This is a genomic window from Streptomyces venezuelae, from assembly GCF_008642275.1.
In the GTDB taxonomy this organism is placed as follows: domain Bacteria; phylum Actinomycetota; class Actinomycetes; order Streptomycetales; family Streptomycetaceae; genus Streptomyces; species Streptomyces venezuelae_E.
Genome location: NZ_CP029189.1, coordinates 3,776,175 through 3,798,219, shown reverse-complemented (window position 1 = coordinate 3,798,219; position 22,045 = coordinate 3,776,175). Strand labels below are relative to the sequence as shown.

General features: G+C 71.7%; 18 protein-coding genes and 1 tRNA gene. 4 read left to right on the top strand and 15 right to left on the bottom strand.

All coding sequences use genetic code 11. From position 1 onward, the window contains the following. Window positions 1–31: 31 nt before the first annotated feature. The gene (locus DEJ51_RS16685; RefSeq protein ID WP_223835836.1) at window positions 32–3,244 is read right to left on the bottom strand and encodes an AfsR/SARP family transcriptional regulator; all 3,213 of its coding nucleotides are present in this window, start codon (window positions 3,242–3,244) and stop codon (window positions 32–34) included. A gap of 213 nt (window positions 3,245–3,457) precedes the next feature. Between DEJ51_RS16685 and DEJ51_RS16675 the strand changes: the two genes are divergently transcribed. Continuing rightward, a complete protein-coding gene (locus DEJ51_RS16675; RefSeq protein WP_150258278.1) occupies window positions 3,458–4,954 on the top strand; it encodes an NB-ARC domain-containing protein in 1,497 nt (498 codons plus the stop codon). A gap of 21 nt (window positions 4,955–4,975) precedes the next feature. Here DEJ51_RS16675 and DEJ51_RS16670 read toward each other — a convergent pair whose 3' ends face one another. Genes DEJ51_RS16670 through DEJ51_RS16615 form a run of 12 tightly spaced genes read right to left on the bottom strand, consistent with a single transcriptional unit; the run spans window position 4,976 to window position 17,770 of the window. After that, the gene (locus tag DEJ51_RS16670; protein WP_223835835.1) at window positions 4,976–5,971 is read right to left on the bottom strand and encodes an MmcQ/YjbR family DNA-binding protein; all 996 of its coding nucleotides are present in this window, start codon (window positions 5,969–5,971) and stop codon (window positions 4,976–4,978) included. Between the two features lie 11 nt (window positions 5,972–5,982). Next, window positions 5,983–7,128: an NAD(P)/FAD-dependent oxidoreductase gene (locus tag DEJ51_RS16665; RefSeq protein WP_150258277.1), complete on the bottom strand. Its 1,146-nt coding sequence runs from the start codon at window positions 7,126–7,128 to the stop codon at window positions 5,983–5,985. Between the two features lie 36 nt (window positions 7,129–7,164). Further along, window positions 7,165–8,427 carry an ATP-grasp domain-containing protein gene (locus DEJ51_RS16660; RefSeq protein ID WP_150258276.1) on the bottom strand — a complete coding sequence of 421 codons (1,263 nt, stop codon included), beginning with the start codon at window positions 8,425–8,427 and terminating at the stop codon, window positions 7,165–7,167. 5 nt (window positions 8,428–8,432) lie between these two features. Beyond that, entirely contained in the window at window positions 8,433–8,936 is a 504-nt protein-coding gene (locus DEJ51_RS16655; RefSeq protein WP_150258275.1) for a YbaK/EbsC family protein, read from the bottom strand. Beyond that, window positions 8,936–10,714: an ABC transporter substrate-binding protein gene (locus tag DEJ51_RS16650; RefSeq protein WP_150258274.1), complete on the bottom strand. Its 1,779-nt coding sequence runs from the start codon at window positions 10,712–10,714 to the stop codon at window positions 8,936–8,938. Before DEJ51_RS16650 ends, DEJ51_RS16655 begins: the two co-directional genes overlap by 1 nt. Next, window positions 10,711–11,046: a hypothetical protein gene (locus DEJ51_RS16645; protein WP_150258273.1), complete on the bottom strand. Its 336-nt coding sequence runs from the start codon at window positions 11,044–11,046 to the stop codon at window positions 10,711–10,713. The genes DEJ51_RS16650 and DEJ51_RS16645 overlap by 4 nt, the downstream gene beginning before the upstream one ends. Continuing rightward, window positions 11,043–11,867 (bottom strand): dimethylargininase, encoded by an 825-nt coding sequence (ddaH, locus tag DEJ51_RS16640; RefSeq protein WP_150258272.1) that lies wholly within the window; start codon window positions 11,865–11,867, stop codon window positions 11,043–11,045. The genes DEJ51_RS16645 and ddaH (DEJ51_RS16640) overlap by 4 nt, the downstream gene beginning before the upstream one ends. Continuing rightward, complete coding sequence (locus tag DEJ51_RS16635; RefSeq protein WP_150258271.1) at window positions 11,860–13,113, bottom strand: ATP-grasp domain-containing protein; 1,254 nt, start codon at window positions 13,111–13,113, stop codon at window positions 11,860–11,862. The genes ddaH (DEJ51_RS16640) and DEJ51_RS16635 overlap by 8 nt, the downstream gene beginning before the upstream one ends. Window positions 13,114–13,127: 14 nt before the next feature. Beyond that, a complete protein-coding gene (locus tag DEJ51_RS16630; RefSeq protein WP_150258270.1) occupies window positions 13,128–14,405 on the bottom strand; it encodes an MFS transporter in 1,278 nt (425 codons plus the stop codon). Between the two features lie 15 nt (window positions 14,406–14,420). Further along, window positions 14,421–16,040, bottom strand: a complete 1,620-nt coding sequence (locus DEJ51_RS16625) for a class I tRNA ligase family protein (RefSeq protein ID WP_150258269.1) — start codon at window positions 16,038–16,040, stop codon at window positions 14,421–14,423. Continuing rightward, window positions 16,037–16,405, bottom strand: coding sequence for a cupin domain-containing protein (locus DEJ51_RS16620; protein WP_150258268.1), 369 nt, complete (start codon window positions 16,403–16,405; stop codon window positions 16,037–16,039). Before DEJ51_RS16620 ends, DEJ51_RS16625 begins: the two co-directional genes overlap by 4 nt. A gap of 54 nt (window positions 16,406–16,459) precedes the next feature. Beyond that, window positions 16,460–17,770 (bottom strand): SidA/IucD/PvdA family monooxygenase, encoded by a 1,311-nt coding sequence (locus tag DEJ51_RS16615; protein WP_150258267.1) that lies wholly within the window; start codon window positions 17,768–17,770, stop codon window positions 16,460–16,462. A 318-nt stretch (window positions 17,771–18,088) separates the two neighbouring features. Here DEJ51_RS16615 and ddaH (DEJ51_RS16610) point away from each other — a divergent pair, with 318 nt between their 5' ends. Beyond that, window positions 18,089–18,955 carry a dimethylargininase gene (gene ddaH / locus DEJ51_RS16610; RefSeq protein ID WP_150258266.1) on the top strand — a complete coding sequence of 289 codons (867 nt, stop codon included), beginning with the start codon at window positions 18,089–18,091 and terminating at the stop codon, window positions 18,953–18,955. Window positions 18,956–19,067: 112 nt separating this feature from the next. Here ddaH (DEJ51_RS16610) and DEJ51_RS16605 read toward each other — a convergent pair whose 3' ends face one another. Then, window positions 19,068–19,379 (bottom strand): ArsR/SmtB family transcription factor, encoded by a 312-nt coding sequence (locus tag DEJ51_RS16605; RefSeq protein WP_150258265.1) that lies wholly within the window; start codon window positions 19,377–19,379, stop codon window positions 19,068–19,070. A gap of 117 nt (window positions 19,380–19,496) precedes the next feature. Between DEJ51_RS16605 and DEJ51_RS16600 the strand changes: the two genes are divergently transcribed. Then, the gene (locus DEJ51_RS16600; protein ID WP_150258264.1) at window positions 19,497–21,062 is read left to right on the top strand and encodes an MFS transporter; all 1,566 of its coding nucleotides are present in this window, start codon (window positions 19,497–19,499) and stop codon (window positions 21,060–21,062) included. A gap of 154 nt (window positions 21,063–21,216) precedes the next feature. On the opposite strand, the gene DEJ51_RS16595 is transcribed toward DEJ51_RS16600, so the two are convergent. Beyond that, window positions 21,217–21,289 (bottom strand) — tRNA-Ala (locus DEJ51_RS16595). Between the two features lie 162 nt (window positions 21,290–21,451). Between DEJ51_RS16595 and DEJ51_RS16590 the strand changes: the two genes are divergently transcribed. Further along, window positions 21,452–22,000 (top strand): helix-turn-helix domain-containing protein, encoded by a 549-nt coding sequence (locus DEJ51_RS16590; protein WP_030012999.1) that lies wholly within the window; start codon window positions 21,452–21,454, stop codon window positions 21,998–22,000. Window positions 22,001–22,045 lie beyond the last annotated feature (45 nt).

Genomic DNA, 22,045 nt, shown 5'->3' with positions numbered 1-22,045 from the left:
GATCCGGTGCGGGGCACTTCCCCGTGTGCGGTCAGTACGTCCTGCGGTGCGCCGGCAGGCTCATGAAGTCGTATAACCCCTCGGCGGCCGCGCGGTACCCGGCCGCCGCCCGGAAGTCACCGAGCGCCTCGGCCGCATCGGCCATGCCCACCAGCGCGGACGCCTCCTCGGCACGGAAGCTCATCGGCTCCGCGATCCTGTGGGCGTGCTCGTGCAGGGCCAGGGCCACCTCGTGCTCCCCCCACAGCAGGTGGAGCCGGCCGAGCACGTTCTCGACCTTCGCGAGCCGGATCGGCGCACCGCTGGTACGGCCGAGGACCAGGGAGCGCTCGGCGAACGCGCGCGCCTGCGGGCCGTCGCCCCGCTCGTGCGCGACGAGGGCGGACAGCGCCAGCACCAGGGCCACGTCGCCGGGCGACCTGGCCTCGTCGCACAGGGCGCGGGCGCGCCCCAGACTGGCGTCCGCGTCCGGGTACTCGCCCAGGCCCACCTGCGCGAAGGCCAGATCGGTCAGCGCCACGATCTCGTTGCCGCGGTAACCGAGGTCGCGGTCGATCTCGATCGCCCGCCGGGCGGCGGCCGCCGCCTCCGGATAGCGGCCCCACCGCTCGTACAGCGTGCTGAGGGTGGTCAGGCTCTCCGACTCCGCACGCAGGTTGGACAGTTCCCGGGCCACGGCCACGGACCGCTCCAGGAGCGGGAGGGCCTCGCCGTACCTCCCGAGCATCGACATCAGCAGCCCGAGGGTCGATTCGCTGTGCGCCTCGGTGTGCCGGTCCCCGGCACGGATCGCCGTGTCGCGTGCCTCCGCGGCCACCTCCAGCCCTTCCTCGAACCGGCCCAGCTTCCAGCAGGCCGCACCCAGATTGGCCAGGCTGATGCCGAGCAGCGCCGGATCGTCGAGCCGGCGGGCGGCGGCCACCGCGAGGTGTCCGACGCTCCAGAACTCGTCGAGCTGTCCGTGCGTGTGCAGGTGGAATCCCACGTTGCGGCTCAGGCAGGCCGCGTACCGGTCGTGGCCGCACCGCTCGGCGAGCGACACGGCCGCGAGCAGTCCCGCCTGCTCCCGCTCGAACCAGCGCACCGCCTGTTCGGCGTCCCTGAGGGACGGCAGCTCGCCCTGGTAGGGCGCGATGCCGGTCGGCCTGCGCTCCCGTCCCGGGAAGAGCACCTCGCAGGCCGTGTTCGACGCCGTCAGGTAGTAGCCGAGCAGCCGCTCGACCGCCGCCGCGTCGTCGTCGGCCGTCGCCGGCCCCCGCAGGCTCTGCGCGAAGCTGCGCACCAGGTCGTGGAAGGTGTAGAGGCCGATGTCGGGCTGCTGGACCAGGTGGACGTCGAGCAGGAACTCCAGGGCGTCCTCGGCGTCGCGGACGGTCGTGCCGAGGAGCGCCGCCGCCGAATGGGCGTCCGTCCCGGCGCACGGGTACAGGCTGAGGATGCGGAACGCGGTCCGGTACTCCTCGTCCATCGCCAGGTACGACAGCCGCAGGGTCGCCGCGACGCTGCGCTCCCCCGAACTCAGCTCGTCCATCCGGCGCTTCTCGTCACGCAGCCGCTCGACCAGATAACGCACCGTCCAGCGCGGCCTGTTGCGCAGCCGGGCGGTCGCGATCCGCAGCGCCAGCGGCAGGTGCCCGCACAGCTCGGCCAGTTCGGCGGATGCCGCCGGCTCGGCGGCCACCCGGGTGGTACCGAGGGTCTCCGCCATCAGGCTGGTGCTGTCCTCGGGCTCCATCATCCCGATGGACACCCACTCGACGCCGTCGAGGTCCAGCAGCCGGCCGCGGCTGGTGATCAGGGCGAGACAGCCGGGCCAGGCCGGCAGCAGGGGCCTGATCTGTGCCGCGTCGACCGCGTTGTCGAACAGGAGCAGCATCCGCCGGCCGTCCAGCTTGGACCGCCACAGGGCGGTGCGCCCCTCCAGGTCCTCGGGGATCCGGTCCCCGGGCGTACCGATGGTCCGCAGCAGCCCGTCGAGCGCGGCGGCGGGCGTCACGGGCTCGCGGCCCGGGGTGAACCCGTGCAGGTCGATGTGGAGCTGCCCGTCGGGATACCGGTCGGCCAGCCGGTGCGCGGCATGCACGGCCAGGGTGGTCTTGCCCATGCCGCCCATGCCGTCGATGGCCACGATCCGGGCGTACCGCTCACCGCCCCGGGCCTTGTCCTGCACGTAGTCGAAGAGCTCGGCCAGCTCCTTGGCGCGCCCGGTGAAGTCGGGCAGGTCGTACGGCAGGGTGCACGGGGCGTCGGCCGGGGCGTCGCGCGTTGCCGGCTCCCCCTCCCGGTCCTGTTCCGGGCGGGCCGTGGCCTCGGGGGCCGCGGCCTCGGACGGCACGGCCTCCGGCGGTGCGGCCTCGGACGGCGCGGCCTCGAACGGCGCGGCTTCGGAACCGGCTCGTTCGGGCACCGGATCCACGGGGGCCGCCGGTCCGGGCACCGGTCGTACGGGCGCCGCGGGCACCGGAGCCGGCCGTTCGGGCGCGGCCAGCTCGGGGCTGTCGCGCAGGATCGCCTCGTACAGTCTGGCCAGCCGGGGGCCCGGGTCGATGCCGAGCTCGTCCACGAGCAGCTCGCGGACCTCCCCGTACTCCTTGAGCGCCTCGGCCTGCCGCCCGGAGCGGTACAGGGCGAGCATCAGCTGGCCGCGCAGCGTCTCCCGCAGCGGGTGCTGGGTGATCAGGGCCCGCAGGCCCGAGATGAGCTCACCGCTCTCGCCCAGGGCGAGGCACAGGTCGAAGAACTGCTCGGCGGCGGCCAGCCGGCGCTCCTCCAGCGCGATCGCCGCGGCCTCGATCACCGGTCCGCCGGTACCGGACAGGACCGATCCCCGCCACAGGGCGAGGGCGGACCGCAGTGCCTCGGCGGCCGCGGACCGGCCGCCTTCCCGCACCGCCTGGCCCGCCGCCCTGGTCAGGGCGTCGAACTCCAGGAGGTCGACCTGGTCGTCCGCCACCGTCACGCGGTAGCCGGGCCCGTCGGTGGCGATCACCTCGGTGCCGGTGGGTATCCGCCGCCGCAGGTCGGCGACGGCCTTGCGGACCTGATGCGCCGCGGTCACCGGCGGGTCCTTCTCCCAGGTCGCCTCCACGAGGCGGGCCACGGGCACCACCCGGCCGGCTTCCAGCAGCAGGACGCACAGGACCCGTTCCTGGATCGCTCCCCCCAGCCTCAGCCGTACCTCGCCGAACCATCCCTCAAGCGATCCGAGAACGTTGAAGCGCAGCCTGCCCCCCGCAGGATCCACGCCACGTCTCTCCCCGGACTCCGCATCCGCCCCCGGCATCGGACAGCCACCCCCAAATGAACAAGGCCCCTGGCCAGGCCATGTCAACCGGATCATAGGGGTTACCCCTCGCACGCGGTAAGCATCCGGTAGCAGATCAGGAAGGGCGACACCGACAGTTCATGGGCGGCCCGGAGCAGGCGGCACACGGAGCGAGTACCGAAGGAGCAGGCTGTGGGAAGACTGGAGAGACCGCTGGCCCCCGACGCCGGACCGGTCACCGCGTTCGCCCGGGAGTTGCGCAGGCTGCGTACCGCGGCCGGCAGTCCCGGCTACCGCGACATGGCCACCCGGGCCATGTTCTCCGCGTCCGTGCTCTCCGACGCGGCCGCCGGCTACCGGCTCCCGACGCTTCAGGTGGCCCTCGCCTTCGCCGAGGCCTGCGGCGGTGACCGCGCCAGCTGGGAACGCCGCTGGCACGAGGCGGCACGCGCCGACGGGGACGACGGAACCGCCCGTCCGGCGGTCAAAGCCGTGCAGCAGCACCAGGAGAACGAGCTGCGCGCGGCCGACGTACGCGCCGTGCTGCCGCCGCCCTCGCAGCTGCCGATGGAGGCCCAGCCCCTGGTGGGACGGCGTGAGCTGCTCCAGCGGGCGCGGGCCCTGACCGCTCCCTCCTACGACGGGCAGCGCCCCGCGGCACCCTTGGTGATCAGCGGTCAGGTCGGTGCGGGGAAGACGGCCTTCGCCCTGCGGCTCGCCCACGAACTGGCCGTGAACCTGCCCGACGGGCAGCTCTACGCGAACCTCGACCCGGCCGCGGACGGGCGGAAGGACGCCGCCGGAATCGCGGGCGGTTTCCTGGAGGCGCTCGGCATCCCCGCCGACCGGATCCCGAACGATCCCGGTCAGAGAATTGGCCTGTACCGATCGCTCCTCAACCGCCGGCGGCTGCTCGTCGTGCTGGACGGCGTCCAGCACGAGCGGCAGATCAGGGAACTTCTCATCGCGGCGCCCGAGAGCCGCATCATCATCACCAGCCGGTCCCGTCTACTGGGCCTCGACGGAATTGGCCGGATCCGGCTCCCCGCACTGGACCGCGACGAGTCGATGGAACTGCTCGCGCAGCTGCTCGGCGGCGACCGGGTCGGCAGCGAGCCGCGCGCGTGCCTGCGCCTCGCCGATGCCTGCGGGGACCTGCCGCTCGCGCTCAACCTGGCCGGCCGGCGCCTCGCGGCCCGCCCCGAGTGGATGCTCCAGGACGCCGTGTCCGAACTGCTCGGAGACGGGCCGGGCGGGCCGGGCGGCTTCGGCAGGCGCGTCGGGCAGCGGGCACCCGGCCGTTTCCTGGCCCGGCTGCAGATCGGGGACGACGCGCTGAGCAGCCGTCTCGACAGCGCCTACCGGCTGCTGACCCCGTGGGCGCGGCTGATGCTGCGCCAGTTCGCCGGCTCCGACAACCCGCCCTCCGTGGACAACGTGGTGTACGAGTCCGCGGACGCGCTCGCCCTGCTGGTCGAGCGGTCCGCGCAGCCGGTGGAGGACCTCCTCGAACGGCTCCTCGACGCGGGACTGCTCGACCACTGCGACCTGCCCGGGCAGTACGGACTGACGCCGATGGCGCGGGCGTACGCGCTGACGCAGCCGGACCCGACGGAGGAGGACCCGTCTCCCGCTCCCGTGCCCGCGGCGGCGGCGCGGGGCCGTGTGCACGCGCGGCAGCCGGGGTAGTCCCGGGCCCTCCCGCACCGGTCAGGACCTGTGGGTGATGGTGACGTAGAGGTGCTCGTCGAGGATCTTGGCGAGGGACACCCCGGGCCGGCCGATCCGGGCGCACAGGGCCGCCTCGCCGAGACCGCCGCCCTCCTCCAGCGCCGCACGCGCCCAGCTCCGGCCGAGTTCCAGGTGACGGGCGAAGGCGGCCCCGTCCCGGACCCCGTACAGCCGCTGGGCGATGGCCGCGTCCCACGGCATGACCGAGTCGGGACGCAGCGCGTACAACGCCTTGGCCGCGGCGGTCGGGCCGAGGCTGCGGCGGCCGATCGGCAGCGCGGCCAGCTCCTCGTAGGCGGCGGCGAACCGGGAGATCTCGCGCGGGGTGAGCCGGGCCAGCGGTGTGTGCGCCAGCGTGTGCCGCTCCCCCCACGCGGCGAGCCCCGCTCCGAAGGTGTCGGGCTCGCCCTCGCGCGGGTAACGGATGCGGCAGCCCCAGGAGTTCAGCCAGCGGTGCAGGGCCGTCCGGTGCGCGGCGAGCGAGAGGTCGAGGGCGTGGCCGGTCTCCTCGCGCAGCGCCTGCCAGCTGCGGTCCGCGCCCGCGAAGCCGTTGAAGACCTCCGCCGAGGCGGACAGTTCGGCCAGGGACGGCGCGGGCGGGAGCGGCGGCGCGGCCGGCGGATCCAGATGGGCGCGGGCGACCTTCGCGGGCACCACCATCCGCCAGGCCTCGGTGACCAGTCCCGCCAGCTCCTCGGCGTCCAGGGCCGCCAGCCGGGCCTCCACCCAGTGGAAGCGCAGATCGGACTCGCGGGGCAGGAAGAACTTCTCCGGCTCGGCGGCGACGAGCGCCGCCCGTTCCTCCTTGGGGAACGCGAAGCCCAGTTCGCTCTCGTCCCGGGACAGCGCGAGATAGACGATGCCGCCGATCCGGAACTTCACCCGGTCCCGGATCAGGTGTTCCTCGGTCCTCGGCAGGGCCATGGCGAGCCGCCGTACGTCGTCCACCGTCACCACGGTTCGCTCCTCGCTCATCCGGCCGCCGCTCACCGGCCCGCGAGCTGCGGGGTGTGGACGTCCAGCGGTGGCCCGTCGAGGGCACCGAGGCCGGTCGGCGACGGAGTCCTGCCGATCAGCCGGTCGGCCAGCGACCGCGCGATGAGCGGCGCGAACTTGAAGGATGTCCCACCGCAGGCCGCGTACGCGAATCCCGAGCCGCCCAGGGCGACCAGCAGCGGGCCGCCGGTCGGGGCGAAGGCCGAGTAGTAGGCGTCCTTGGCCGCGGTGACCCAGGCCGGGCCGAACCCGGGGAGGATGTCCCCGAACTCCTTCTCCAGCCTGCGCTGCCAGTACGGGTCGGTGGTGTGGTCGGTGATCGCGTCGGCCACCCGGCAGGCGGTGGCCGAGGTGAGCTTGAGGGCCGTGCCCGCCACCGGCGGGATCAGCCAGGCGCCGCCCGCGGTGCCGAGGGCCGGTATCGCCGGGGTGGCCGCCCAGGCCCCCGACTGCTGCCGGGGCACCCGGCAGTAGAGGAGGGACTGCCGGTACAGGGTCAGCTGCCCGGCCACGTGCTGCGGCAGCAGGTCACGGGACCAGGGCCCCACGGCCACCAGGACGGCGTCGCCGCGCAGCACCCGTCCGTCCACCAGTCGTACGCTGCCGCTCTCGCCGTCGACGGCGGTCGCGGCCCGGTGCTCGATCAGCTCGATGCCCCGCTGCCACTTCAGCCAGCCGACGCAGGCGGCGAGGACCCGCTCGGCGAGCAGTACGCCCGCCTCGTCCTCCAGTACCGCGCCGAGGCCGCCGCCCACGTGCAGGTGCGGATAGCGGTCGGCCAGGCCGGCCGCCGTCAGTTCCCTCGCGTGGCCGCCTGCTTCGGTGAGCATCGCCGCCGCGTCCGTCGCGGCAGCGGGCGGCAGGACGGTCAGGGAGCCGACCTGCTCGTAGAAGCGCGTCAGGAACAGTTCCTCCAGTTCGACCCAGCGGCGGTGCGCCCGCAGGGCGGCCGCCGTGGTCCTCGGATCCGCCGGGTGCAGGGCCCGCAGGATCCGGTGCTGGTCGAAAGAGGTGGCTCTGCTGTGCGGGATGGGGCCTTGGTCCACGACCGTGACCTTGTGTCCGTCGAGCACGCACTCGACCGCCGTGAGCAGGGCGATCACTCCGCCGCCCACTACCGTCACCCTCGTCGGCATCACACCCCTCCCTTCGGTTCTCGTTGGGCCGGCGGGTCAGCCGGCGAGGACGACGGTGGTCAGTGCGGCCGCTTTGGCGAGGGACTCCTCGCAGCTCAGGAAGGTGTCCCCGGCGCAGATCAGGTTGGCGTACCGGCTGAGGTAGCCCTCGGGCGGCAGGAGCAGGGTCACCCCGGGCGCCACCATCACGTTCGTCTCCAGCAGTCCCGGTACGTCCGTGGGGGCGGGTACGTCGACCGAGCGGACCGTTCCGTTCTCCGGCGGGTACAGGAAGCGGATCCCGACGGTGCGGGACTCGGTCGGGGTCCACTCGGGGCGGACGCCGGCGGCCACGTCCGCGGCCAGCTCCCCGGGCTCCACGCCGGTGGCGAGGCTGCCGAGGTAGGGGATGAGGTCGCCGCCGAGGCGGGCGTTCACCTCGATGATCACCGGGCCGCGGGTGGTGAGCTTCACCTCGGTGTGGGTGATCCCGTAATCGATGCCCAGTTCCCGGTGGGCGTCCCGCAGGACGCCCAGCAGCTCCGCGTCGGCGAGCAGCGGGTCGGTGGCGCTGACCACGTGGCCGGTCTCCTCGAAGTACGGCGCGAGGCCCACCTCCTTGCGCGCGAGGAAGAGCGGGGTCCAGTCGCCGTCGAAGACCAGTCCGTCGATGCTGATCTCGGGGCCCATGACGCACTCCTCGACCAGTGCGCCGCCCTCGTAGTCGCTGTTCCCGCCGCGGCCGGCGGCGTCGGCGACCTCGAAGGCCTCGCGGACGCCCTCCGGGCCGTCGACCCGGATGACGCCGATGCTCGCGCCCATGCCGCGGGGCTTGAGGACGACCGGATAGCCGAAGGAGTCGGCGGTGGCGAGGGCCGTCCCGGCGTCGGTCACGTAGGCGAAGCGCGGCTGGGGCAGTCCGGCGGCGGTGAGCAGCTGCCGGGTGTTGTGCTTGTTGCGGCAGTTGTCGGCGCCGCGCGAGGTCAGGCCGGGCAGTCCGAGCCGCTCGGCGATCAGTGCGCAGGTCACCACCAGCGTCTCGTCGTAGCTGAACACACCGACCACACGGTGCTCGGCGGCGACCGCCTCGGCGGCTTTGACCAGGCCTTCCGTGTCGGGCACCAGGCGGGCGCGGTCGAGCAGTTCCACCGTGGTGGAGCCGAGTACGTACTGCTCCTGCCAGGTCGGGTCGACCGCGTCCAGGATCCAGATCGGGCGGCGCCGGGCGGCCCCCGCGAGCAGGTACTCGCGGTAGGCGCGCTGTCCGCTGCCGACCAGGATCACCACGCCGTCGTCGGCCGGGTTGGTGTCGTCGGTCATCTCGGTCACCTCGCTGAGTGGGTCAGGACCCGGTCGCCTGCCGTCGCGATCGCCGCGAGCTGCGGCTGGGCGATGGCCAGGTAGTCGGGGGTGGACAGGGCCACGGAGCGGTCCAGGCGGGCCGCGTTGAAGTAGATCTCTTCGGTGAGGACGAGCCCCTCGTCGACGACGAGGTGCAGGTCGGGGTGGAAGCTGAGCGGCATCACCGTGCCGCAGACACTGCCGGCCAGGCGCTCGGCGATCTCGGGCGTGGCGAACGCGGTCCGCCCGCCGCCGAACAGTGCCCCGACCGCCTCCAGGTCGACCTGCCGGTCACCGGGCACCACCGCGAGCACGTACTTGCCGACCCGCTTGGTGATGCTCACGCGGACGACGATGCACTTGGCGGCCTGCTCCAGCGGGTGGCCGCGCAGGACGCTCGCCAGATCGGTCCGGCCCTCGGCCACGTGGTCGATCAGCCGGTAGCGGGCCTGGCTGCTGTCGAGGAGTCCGATCAGCCGCTGGTACATCAGAGCACCTCGCCGACGTAGTACCAGTCCTCGGGGGTGATCAGTCCGAAGGGGTTGACCGGAGCCACGCCCTTCAGGTTGTTGGCCACCTCCAGCAGACGGAAGGGGAAGTTGGGCATCCAGACGACCGGGACCTGCTGCGCGATGTAGTCCTGGTAGGCGTACAGGTCCTCCAGGTCGTCGCTGACCACGGTGCGGGCGATCAGCTCGTCCGCCTTCGGGTCGCTGTAGCTGCCGAAGTTCACCGAGGAGCCGGTCGAGTAGAGGGCCTCGCCGGTCGGGTAGAAGCCGGGTCCGTAGCCCCAGCCGCCGTTCCAGTCGCTGAACTCCCACAGGCAGGGGCTGTCGGGGCCGGGGGTGCAGGTGGTGTCCTCCAGGACCAGGACGCTCGCCTCGACCTCGGTCAGCACGATCTCGATGCCCGCCTCGGCGGCGTCGGCGGCGAACTTGCGCATGACCGCGGTGAGGGTCTCGTGCCCCTGGGCGTAGCGCATCGAGAACCGCAGCGGGGTGCCGGCCGGGATGCCCTCGCCCGCCTCTCCGGGCCCGGTGCCCTCGCGGAGGCAGGTGGCGGGGGTGGTGCTGGTGTCCCAGCCGTTCTCGGTCAGGAAGGCGCGGGCCGCCCCGACGTCGAAGGGGTACGGGTCCTCGTGCGCGGCGGGTGAGAGCAGCGGGCTGTCCGGCAGGACCGGGACGGGCCCGGTGGTCGGGTAGCCGTAGCCCTTGTAGACGTCGCGGATGGCCCCGCGGGAGTCGAGGCAGGACTGCAGTGCCTGGCGGAAGTAGAGCTGCTTGAAGATCTTTCCGGCGACGGTGGGGTTGTTGAAGTTGATCGGGAAGTAATGGATCTTGTAGGTGAGCTGGGGGACGAGGTCGTAGTGCTCGCCGAGCGGGTTGGGCCCGCCGGCCACCGGGTCCTCGGCCGGCTCGGTGACCTCGTCGAAGGGCAGGAAGCCGATCTGTACGCCGTCCAGTGCCGCGGGGCCGCGGCGGAGCATCTCGTACTGCTCGGTGTCCGAGCCGGTGGGCACCAGCCGGAACTCGTCCAGGTAGGGCTTGTCGGCGCCGGAGTAGCTCTCGTTGGGAACCAGGACGGCGTCGCCCGAGACCCCGTCGATGGTGTAACTGCTCAGCTTCCAGGGTCCGTTGACCACGCTCCAGACGGGGCTGGTGTCCCATCCCTTGCGTTCGTCGTTGCAGGCCCGCAGGTACGCGTAGACGGCGGAGGCCTGGGACGGGTCGTGGGTGGCGTCGGCCGGCCGGTCGTCGGCGGTGCGGTCCCAGGCCTTCGGCAGCGGGGTGATGGTGCTGAACTGGTTCATCAGCACCCAGTTGCGGGAGTAGGCGCGGTCGAAGGTGAAGCTCACCTCGTCCTCGGCGACCTTCTCGTAGCCGGTCAGGTTGTCCGGGAAGAAGCCGGGCGTGTACCCCCCGAAGCGGTCCTTCTCGGCCTCCAGCAGGTGCATCCACAGCATCACGTTGTCGGCGTTGACCGTCTCGCCGTTCGACCACGTGTAGGGCTTGATCGTGATCGTCGCCGTGCGGCCGTCCTCGCTCCACCGCGGGGGCTCGGCGAGGCTGCGCTCGTAGTCGACCGTCGGCCGGCCTCCGGTGCCGTACCAGTACAGCGGGCGGTACATCAGCGTCTGGAACTCGTGCAGGTTGGCCACCCCGTAGTACTCGCCCGGGGTGAAGGGGAAGATGAAGACCGGGCTGAAGCCGCTGGTGCAGGCCCAGGTCACGCTGCCCCCGCGGAGCGGGGTGGTGGGCGCGGTCATGTCCTTACCTCCTCCAGTGCGGATTCACCGCTGTCCGCGTGGGCTCCGTAGCGCTCCCAGCGCTCGTTGAGCCGGATCCGTCCGTCGTCCAGGAACTCGGGGGTGCTCCAGCACCGTCCTGCGACCACCTCGCCGTCCGCGAGGACCATCGTGTAGGCGAATTCGAGGTTCCCGTCGGGCTCCACGCGCCCGTTCAGCGAGCCCCTGCGGACGGGGCCTCCGTCGAAGTCGGCCCAGAGCAGGTCGCCGTCCTGGCGGTAGTGGCCGACGGGGGCGTCCTCGCCCGCCGGGTATCCGGTGTTGCGGAAACTTCTGCCGTCGTAATCGATCACGGGCGCCGTATCTCCTGGGTGATGCATTTGACCGCGCCACCGGCCTTCAGCAGTTCGGACATGTCCACGCCGTGCACCTCGAAGCCGCGCTCGCGCAGCTCACCGATCAGGTGGGTGGCGGTCTCCGTCACCACCACGTTCAGTCCGTCGCTGACCGCGTTCAGGCCGAAGGCGTCGGCGTCCTCGCGGGTGGCGATGACCGCGTCCGGGTAGAGCCGGCGCAGCTCCTCCTGGCTCTCCTCGGAGAAGGCGGCGGGGTAGTACGCCACCAGGTCGTCGTCGAGGACGAACAGCGCGGTGTCGAGGTGGTAGAAGCGGGGGTCGGTCAGGGTCAGGCCGGTCACGGGCAGACCGAAGAACGCGCGGAGCTCCGCGACCGCGCCGGGGTCGCTGCGGAATCCCGCGCCGGCCAGGATCCGCCGGCCGGCGGGGGCGAAGTCGCCCTCGCCTTCGTTGACGTACTCCGGGACGCGCAGGCCGCAGTGACCGTGCTCCTCGAACCAGGCCCGGTAGGCGTCGGCCTCGGCCGCGCGCTCCTGGTGGCGGAACTTCGCGATCAGGACCTTGCCGTCGACCACGGTGGCGCCGTTGGCGGAGAACACCATGTCCGGCAGGCCGGGGACCGGGTCGATGAAGGAGACCTGATGTCCGAACCCGAGGTAGAGGTCACGGACCCGCTCCCACTGGGCCAGCGCCAGCCCGGCGTCCATCGGCTTCCGGGGATCCATCCACGGGTTGATCGTGTAGGTCACCTCGAAGTGGGTCGGCCGGCACATCAGGTAGTGCCGCCGGGTGGCCGTACGCCGCGCGACCTCAGCCATGCTCGGGCCTCATCTCGGTACGGATGCGGCCGGCCGCGACGTGCGCGGTGGTCAGCGCCTCCGTCAGGGAGGTGCCGGTGGCCCCGATGAAGCCGAGGATGTTGTTGCCCGCCGGCGGCCGCTTGACGACCGTTCCCGCCGTGGCCGTGATCTTGAGGAAGAACAGCGCGGGGTCCTCGGCGACCTCGGTCGGCACCTCGATGGACTCGACCGTCCCCGCCCCGCTGATCAGGCACATCGCGGCGGTGTGCACACCGGTCGGCGCGTAGTGCGAGACGTCGGGCCGGATGCCGCGGGCCACGTCCGCCACGCACCGGATGGGGTCGTGGCCGGCGCTGATCCGCGCCATGTGGTCGAGTCCGCCGCCGCCGGGGCGGATGGCGATCTCCAGGATGAAGGGCCTGCCCTGGTGGAACCTCACCTCGGCGTGCAGCACGGACCGGCGCAGGCCCTGGGCGTGGGCCGCGTCCCGGACCACCTCGTGGACCGCGGCGATCTGCTCGGGGGTCAGGGAGCTCGGCGCGTGGTGGACGTCGTCGTCGAAGGTGCCGCTCTCGACGGTGATCCGGTCCACGATGGAGCCCAGGTACACCTCGTCGTCCCAGGCCAGCGCCTCGATCAGGTGCTCGTGGCCGTCGAGGTAGCCCTCGACGATGATCCCGTGGGGGCCGAGGTCCAGTCCGTCGGCTTCCATCAGGGCCCAGGTCATGGTCTCGATGCCCGAGGTGGCGTCCGCGAAGCGGGCCCGCATCTCCTCGGGGTCGTCGACCTTGAACACGAAGTTGCTGGCGGCGCCGAGGGTGGGCTTGAGGATCAGCGGGTAGCCGAGCTCCTCGCCGGCCGTCAGGGCGGCCTCGACGTCGGGGGCGTACCGGAATCCGGGGTGCGCCGCCCCGCCGCGCTCGTGGGCCTGGCGCATCAGCAGCTTGTTGCGGCTGGTCCGGGCGGCTTCGAACCCGATGGACGGCAGTCCGAGCGCCTCGGTGACGACCGCCACGGTGACGACGCCGGACTCCGAGAAGGTCAGGACCCCCTCGAACTCCTCCTCCGCGTGCCAGGACTTGGCGGCGGTGACGATGTCCTCGATGTGCTTGGAGCCGGCGATCCGGTAGCGGTCCGCGTCCCAGAAGTCCTCCGTGCCGATGCCGTTGAGGACGTGGACCTCGGCCCCGAGGGCCTCGATCTGCTGGTAGCGCGAGACGTAGTAGGTGGCGTTCTGGCTTGCTTCGATGGCGAGCAGCTTCATCTCCGCTTCCCCCCTCAGACCTTGGCCGGGACGGGCTCGGCGGCTTCGGTGACCTCGGCGGCCGGCTCGGACACGGTCTCGGCGGCGGCGGCGACCTCACGGTCGTGCTTCCGCAGCGAGATGACGGTGAGCGTGGAGATGACGACGACCAGGGCGGAGAGGGCGTAGAAGCCGTTCTTCACGTGGGTGGAGTCGACCAGCAGCGAGATCAGGACGACGGCGGTGGTGCCGGCGGCGAGGCCGAAGGCGTTGGTGGCGCCGAACACGAAGCCCGTCTTCTCCTCGGGCGCCGCGCTCATCAGGGCGGTGCGGGCCGAGATGCGTGCCACGCAGAAGGCGATGGCGGCGAACGGGATGACGGCCATCATGGCGTAGAGGTGGACGGACTCCAGGGACAGCAGCACCGCGAAGGCGAGGTAGCCGATGAGGGCCGTCTTCAGCACGGTGGCCTTGGAACTGATCTTCTTGAAGGCCCAGGCCGCGAACAGCGCACCGATGCCGAACAGGGCGTCGACGATGCCGAGGTAGCCGGCGTTGGACTTGAAGCCCTCGATGACCAGGACCAGCATGATGCTGTTGCCGACGATGATCACGATGTTGCCGATGATGTAGAGCAGCGCGAGCCGGGCCAGCGGCGGACGGGACCCGGACGCTGCGACCGCCGCGGCGGCCTTGGCAGCGGCCTCCGGGGCGCTGGTGCCCTGACCGGCCGGACGGCGGCCGATGAAGAACAGCAGGGCGGCGGAGAGCAGGAACGTGATCGCGTTGAAGTAGAAGAGCGACGTGGTGCCGACCCAGACGATCACCCAGCCGCCGAGGGCCGCCGAGGCGAGCGTGCCGGCCTGGATGGCGATCTCGGCGTTGCCGTTGAACTGGGCGAGCCGCGACTCCGGGATGCGCTCCTTGATCAGGGCGTTGCTGGCCGGGAAGAAGAGGGCCGCGGAGATCGACAGGACGAAGCTCGCCACGTAGCTGACGGTCGAGGGGTTGCCGCCGAGGGCCAGCCAGACCGGCAGACCGATCGCGGCGGCCGCGCTCGCCAGGTCGGAGATCATCGCCAGGGTGCGGCGGTCGAAGCGGTCGGCGAGCTTGCCGAAGAAGAGGGACAGCGCCACCTGCGGGATGGTGACGGCGATCATCAGCCAGCTGACCGCGAGCATGGTGTTGGCCTCGGTGAAGACCAGGTACGAGGCGGCGGTGAGCTGGATGCCGTTGCCGAGGTTGGTGATGAAGGTCGCGGGGATGAGAAGTCGTTCTGCCCGGTTGGGACGGGGCGGGGCGATCGTGGACACAGTGCTCCTCGGAGGTCAGGCTCGGATGTCGGCCGGCTCGGCCAGGGGCGCGAAGGCCAGGGCCGTGGTCGACAGGAGGGGAAGTCGCAGCGGGGCGACGGGGTCGGCAGGGAAACCGCCGGCCGGCAGGCTCAGATCGGCGCCGGCCCGCTCGGCACGGGCCGCGAGGTCGACGAGCAGCGGAGCGGCGCAGGCGGTCAGCGTCCGGACGGCGAGGACCAGGTCACCGAGGTCGCTCGGGACGCCCGCCACCACCCGGTCCGCCTGCTTCAGCAACCGGTCGAGGTGTACGACGATCAGGTCCGCGGCCCGGTGGAGGCTGAAGCTCTCCAGCTCGTAGTGGGAGCGGAACCGCTCGACGACGATGCCCGCCTCCCGGGCACCGGTCCCGGAGACCGGCAGCAGCGCGTCCGCCGGAACACCGGCGAGCAGCGCGTCCAGCCGGCCCGCGAGGCGGTTCCACGGATCGACCAGCCGGGAGCCCGACAGGCTGTCGAGCGCCTCCCGGCTGAAGTTCGTACGGGAGTGCTCCGGCGCGGTGAGCGCCAGGTAGAAGCGCACCAGGTCGCGCGGTACCTCGGCGACCAGGTCGGCGGCCCAGACCACGTGCCCTTTGCTTGTGGAGAACTTCTGGTTCTCCAGTTCGTAGAACTCGTTCGACACGATGGCGTGCGGCTCGACGTACCGGTCGCCGTGCGCCATCAGCAGCGCCAGGTGCGTCATTCCCCAGAAGTAGACGTTGTCGAAGCCGAGGAAGTAGACGAGGTCGATGCCGTGCTCGGACAGCCAGTGCTCGTCGAAGCGGTCGGTGTGCTCACCGAGCTGCTCGGCCGCGTACCAGGTGCAGTACATCGAGGCGGCCATGCCCTCGGCCCAGGCGTTGAGGACCTGGCCCGGCGTCTCGGTGAACGGCGCCGGAATGCCCCACGCGGTGGGGTAGGTGATCGGGAAGTCCGGCAGCGGGCGGTCCAGCGCCTCCCGGACCAGCTGCGCGGTGTGCGGGCGCAGCACGTCCCGGTGCCGGACGTAGTAGTCGGCGAGCCGGTCCCGGTACTCCTCCATCGGCAGCACGAGGATCTGCGCCTCGCGGTGGGTGACCACGGCCTCCGGGTCGGTGGTGGAGCGCGGACGCAGCAGTTCGTCGAAGTTGTTGGGGTGTCCGCAGGACTCGCAGAGCCCGCCGCGGCTCTCCACGAGGCACACCGGGCAGTCGCCGGCGACCAGGCCCTCCATCAGGTACTCGCCGGTGGCCTCGACGTACGGCAGCAGCACCGTCCTGAGCTTGAAGGCCCCCTCGCTGTGGAGGTCGGTGACGAAGTCGATGACGGTCTGGCGGTAGCCCTTGTCGAAGGGGGCGAAGCCGTCGACGGAGATGCCGGCCGCCTCCAGGGTGGCGCGGATCTGCGTCGCGGAGCGCAGGGCCAGCTCCTCCGGGGTCAGCCCGGCGCGGGCGGCGCTGGCCACCACGTAGGTCTGGCTGTCGTCGGTACCGCTGGTGAAGATCACCGGCCGGTCCGAGGCCCGCAGGTAGCGTGCGTACACGTCGCCCGCGAGGTAGGGACCCGCCAGGTGCCCGGTGTGCAGGTCCCCGTTGGGGGTCGGTGGCGGCGCGATGATGACCGTACGGCGTGTCATGCCTGGACTCCTTCGTGGCGGGCTGCGAACCGCTGCGTCATGTCGAGGTCCCACCAGACGCTGTACATCTCGAAGTCCTCGCCGGACTCGTTGATCACCCGGTGGTCGGTGCCCGGGGTGAAGTGCACGATGTCCCCGGTCGTGAAGGGCCTGCGGACGCCCTGCGACTCCAGGACGGCGGTGCCGGCGACGGCGATGAAGATCTCGTACTCGTGGTGGGCGTGCGGCGTCGACGCGGTGCCGGGCCGGATCACGCACCAGGACCCCTCGAAGGGGGCGTTGAGCTCGGGCCAGGGCAGCAGCCGCTGCGCGTCGAGGCCGTTCTCGTGGGTCAGTCCTTCACGGTCGAGCGGCTTGGTGAGCATGTGCTTCGGTCTCTCCTCGTCGGACGGGTACGGCTCGTGAGGGGTGCGCGGGTGTCAGACCGCGCCGGCGAAGGCGAGTTCCCGCGCGGCCGGGACCTCCGCGGTACGGGCCCGGCGGTGCGCCAGGATGTCCTGGGTGATCTCGGCGGAGCGGCCCGCGAGCACGCTGAGCAGCGAGTCGGCGATGCCGTGCGTGGCCTCGTTGACGCCCTGCAGGTAGCAGGCGGCGGTCGCCGGCCGGCCCAGGTCGAGCCGGTAGCTGCGGCTCACGTTGATCTCTTCGACACCGATCGAGCGCGCGAGCGCCTTGACCGCCCAGGGCATCTCGCGGACGAAGCCGGTGCCCAGGAGCACCAGGTCCGTGCGCATCTCCCGCTCGGCCCCCGACTTGCGGTCGACGAGGGTCAGGACGACCTCCTCGCCGTCCATGCGGGCCCCGGTCACGTCCGTCATGGCGTGCATCCCCAGGCGCTCCTGGCCGGAGCGGCGGTCCTGGTAGAACTGCCGGTACAGGCCGTCGAGGGTGGCGGGGGAGAGACCGCCGTAGTTGGAGCGGTACATCTCGCCGAGGAGCTGCTGGCGGGCCTCGGGCGAGGAGCCGTAGAACTCGTCGATGAAGGACGTGTAGTAGAGCTCGTTGGTGAACTTGCTGCTCTCGTAGCCGTTCAGACCGATCGAGCGCATGATCATCGTCGGCCTGCACTCGGGCAGGTCCCGCAGCGCGGCGCCGAACAGCTCGGCCGCGCTCTGCGCGCCGCCGATCACCGCGACGCGGTGCGGCAGGTCGGCCCGTACCCCGGCGATGCGCTGCGTGTACTGGGTGCTGTGGATGACGCGCTCGGCCGGCAGGGCGTCGAACACGGCGGGGACGTGCGCGTCACGGCCCGCACCGATCACGAGGTAGCGGCAGCCGATGGTGTCGCCGTCGGCAAGGGTGACCAGCCAGCCGGCCAGTTCGCCGTCGTCGCCCGTCACCGCCTCGACGCCCTTGCATTCGCGGCCGTATTCGACCTTCACCGACTCCAGTTCGTCGGCGACCCATTGCAGGTATTCGGATATCTCACTGCGGTAGGGAACGAAACTCGCGAGGTTCACGAAAGCGTCGAGACGTTCCTGCGAGTGAAGGAAATTGACGAAGGAAAACCTGCTGCACGGATTGCGCATGGTGACCAGGTCCTTGAGGAAGGAAACCTGGCTGAGCGCGTCGGGCAGCAGCATGCCGCGCTGCCACACGATGTCCTGCTCACGCTCGATCAGCAGGGTGTCACCGGCCAGCTCGGGTGCGAGCTCCTCGACGGCGACCGCCAGCGCCAGGTTCGCCGGGCCTGCGCCGACTGCGAGCAGTTCGACATTGCGATGCGCCATGGAAGTACCTCCAGATGGAACAGGTGGACTGGTTCGTACGGTCGGGCAGGACGGTTCGCGTCCTTGCGTTGCCTCCCGGGTGATGACCACATCCCACGGCAGCACCCGATTGCCCGGAAGGCGTATCGGCCACGGACAATCAACTCGGCGGCGGCCCTCGCGGGCGGGTTGATTGGCCGGTACGACCGATTACTTCCGGTCAATGCGGAGCCCCGTTTCCCTGGGGTCACGTGATCAGTCGCGTCACTCGCATCCGGCTGGCCGGCCCATCCCTCGGGCAGCCGGGCTTCCATCGAAACCCCATGAGAAGGAGCCCTCGTGCCGCTCACCGAGCCCATCACCCCTGCCGGCGCCCTCTACCGTTCCGAGAACCCGGCCCGGGTCGCCACCCGCCGACGTCTGCTGATGTGCCGGCCCCGGCACTACGACGTCACGTACTCGATCAACCCCTGGATGAACCCGCAGCACGCCACGGACAACGCGCTCGCCGTCAGCCAGTGGGAGGGCCTGCGTGACCTGTACCTCGAACTCGGCCACGTGGTCGAGGAGATAGACCCCATCGAGGGCCTGCCCGACATGGTGTTCGCGGCCAACGGCGCCACCGTCGTCGACGGCAAGGTCTACGGGGCCCGCTTCCGGCACGCGGAGCGCACCGCCGAAGGGCCCGCGTACCTGCGGTGGCTGGAGGGCCGCGGCTACACCGACTCGCTGTGGCCCGAGTACGTCAACGAGGGCGAGGGCGACATCCTCACCGTCGGCCGCCGCCTGCTGGCCGGTACCGGCTTCCGTACGGACCCGCGTTCCCACGCGGAGGCCCAGGAGTTCTTCGGCCTCCCGGTCACCTCGCTGACCCTGGTGAACCCGGAGTACTACCACCTGGACACCGCGCTCTCCGTGCTGTCCGAGGACGAGGTGATGTACTACCCGGCCGCCTTCTCCCAGGGCAGCCAGGCCGTACTGCGCGCGATGTTCCCCACCGCGATCCTGGCCACCGCCGAGGACGCGGCCGTCTTCGGCCTCAACGCCTTCTCCGACGGCCGCCACGTGCTCCTGCCCGCCGCGGCCACCGGCCTGCACGCGAAGCTGCGGGCCCGCGGCTTCGAGCCGATCGGGGTGGAACTCTCCGAGCTGCTCAAGGCCGGCGGCAGCGTCAAGTGCTGCACGCTGGAACTGCGCGACCGCTGACCGCCCAGTCCTTCGGCGGCGACGGTGTTCCCACCGTCGCCGCACGGCCGGCCCTGGCGGCGGGCCGGCCGACTCCTGCAGCCGGGCCGGCGCCGGCCCGGCGGAGGCGTCCTCAGCGGTCGGCGTCGATCAGGTCGAGCAGGCCGGGGAAGCGCCGGTCCAGGTCCGCGCGGCGCAGCGTCGCCGCCCGGCTGTTGCCACGGTCCACCTGCCTCACCAGACCCGCCTCGCGCAGGATCCGGAAGTGGTGGGTGGTCGTCGACTTCGAGACCGGGAGGTTGAAGGAGGCGCAGGTGCGCGCCGTGCCCGCCGGTTCCCTCAGCAGCTCGCTCACGACGGCGTAGCGCAGGGGGTCGGAGAGCGCGTTCAGCACGGCCTGCAGGCTCATCTCCTCCGGCGAGGGGTGGCCGTCCTCGTCGGGCATCGCGCCCTCCTTTCTCAGGTACGACTTGCATCATACCTATGTCCCGTGCCAGCTTTAGGTTCGATCAAAACCGAACCTGGCCGCCAGTCGGCCGGGCCGAGCCTGGAGTCGCGCCCCATGAGTACGCAGACCACGACGTCGGCCGCCCCACCGTTACGGGAGAAGGGGCGGACGGGCCGCACGGCGACCCTGGCCGCCGTCCTCCTCGCGGTGTTCGTCGTCCCGATGTCGATCTCGGGCACCGCCGTGGCCCTGCCCGAGATCGGCGCCGACACCCACGCCGGCCTCGGACCCCTGCAGTGGGTGGTGAACGCCTTCAACGTCGCCTTCGCCTGCTTCACCCTCGTCTGGGGTTCCGTCGCCGACATCGTCGGCCGCGTCAAGGCCTTCGCCGCCGGCGCCGCCGTCTACGCCGTGGCCTCCCTCGGCGGCGCGCTCGCCACCGACGTGCTCTGGCTGGACGCCACCCGCGCGCTCGCCGGAACCGGCGGCGCGGCGATCTTCTCCTGCGGCGCGGCGATCATCGCGACCGTGTTCGACGGCCCGGCGCGCGCCAGGGCCTTCGCGCTGTTCGGCACCGTCGCGGGCGCCGGGGTCGCGATCGGCCCCTCCCTGGCCGGGGCGCTCGTCCAGGGCCTCGGCTGGCGCTGGGTGTTCGCGGTGCACGCCCTCGCCCTGCTCCTCGTACTGCTCGCGGTACCCGCCGTCGCCCGGGCCGTGCCGGCCGACGGCGGCAGCGGGGCGCGCGTCGACGTGGCGGGCAGCGCGCTGTTCGTCGTCGCGATGGTGCTGCTGACCACCGCCATCGTCCAGGGCTCGCAGTGGGGCTGGGGGAGCCCGGGCGTCCTCGGGCTGTTCGCGGGCACGGTCGTGGTCCTCGCGGCCTTCGCCGCCGTCGAAAACCGCCGGGAGCACCCCGTGCTGGACCTGAGCCTGCTGCGCGACCGGCGCTTCGTCGGCCTGTGCCTGGTCCCGGTCGCCGCGTCCTTCGGGTTCGTCACCATGCTCACGTACCTGCCGAGCTACCTGACCGCGGTCACCGGCCGCGACAGCGGCGCGGCCGGCCTGACCATGCTGCTGCTCACCGCTCCGGTGCTGCTCTGCCCGGCGCTCGCCGCGAAGCTGGTCACCCGCGGGGTGCCCGCGCTCACCCTCGTCCACGTCAGCCTCGGCTGCCTCGTCGTCGGCGATCTGGCGCTCACCCTGTTCTCGCCCGACGCGGCGGTCCTCGTCGTCGCCGTGCCGATGCTCGTCACCGGCGCCGGCATGGGCCTGTCGGCGGGGCTCGTGGACGGCCAGGCCCTGGAACTGGTCGACCCGGCCAAGGCGGGCATGGCGGCGGGCTTCCTCAACACCCTGCGGCTCGGCAGCGAGGCCATCGCCGTCGCGGTGTACGGATCGGCCCTCGCGACCGTGCTCCGCTCCCGCGTCGAGGACGGCATCGGCGGGTACGCCGGCGCCGCGCAGGCGGAACAGGTCGCCGAACGGGCGGCGGGCGGCGACCTCGCCCGGGCCGCGGAGCTGTCCGGTGCGGTGGACACCGAGGCCTTCGCCCGCTTCCTCGCCGGGTCCTACGACTCCGCCTTCCACACCGTCCTGTGGGGACTGGCCGCGGTCTGCGCCGCACTGTGCGCCGTCATCGCCATCCTGCTGCGCGGCGGCCCCGCCGGAAGCACCGCCTGACCCGCACCCCCGCCCAGGGGCCGGACGGCACGGGGCAGTTCACCACGGAGCCCGCCCGCGCCGCGCTCTCCGCGGCACCCACGCGGCGCGCAGACCGGCATGAAAAATGCCCTCCGACTCCGCGTTTCCGCAGGTCGGAGGGCATTTCATGGGGTGGAGCCTAGGAGATTCGAACTCCTGACATCTGCCTTGCAAAGGCAGCGCTCTACCAACTGAGCTAAGGCCCCGTGGAAGTGGACGCACTCCTCCCGTACGGGCGGTGTGGTCGTTCCGCAGAACAGAGTACCGGGTGTACCCCCTCATCTCGCAAAATGATAGGGACTCCCGCCGTGCGACCACTCTCCGTAAGATGCTCGCGAGGTTCGCACCAGCGAAGGGGAGTAGTAAGAGTGGACGCAGTACAACAAGAGGCCACGGCCAGAGCCAGAGAACTTCAGCGCAGTTGGTACGGGGAGCCGCTGGGAGCGCTCTTCCGCCGGCTCATAGATGACCTCGGCTTGAACCAGGCCCGCCTCGCTGCCGTCCTCGGACTGTCGGCGCCCATGCTGTCCCAGCTGATGAGCGGCCAGCGCGCCAAGATCGGGAACCCTGCCGTGGTCCAGCGCGTCCAGGCCCTCCAGGATCTCGCCGGCCAGGTCGCCGACGGAAGCGTCAGCGCGGGGGAGGCCACCGACCGGATGGACGAGATCAAGAAGACCCAGGGAGGCTCCGTCCTCAGCAACAGCGGCCAGACCACCACCAGCTCCGGCGCACCCACGGTCAAGCGGGTCGTCCGCGAGATCCAGTCGCTGCTGCGTTCGGTCTCCGCGGCCGGCGACATCATCGACGCGGCGAACACCCTCGCCCCCAGCCACCCGGAACTGGCAGAGTTCCTCCGGGTGTACGGCGCGGGCCGCACCGCCGACGCGGTCGCCCACTACGAGGCCCACCAGAACTGACACGCACGCACGGGGGCGGACGACGGGTGACGGGGGACGGGCACA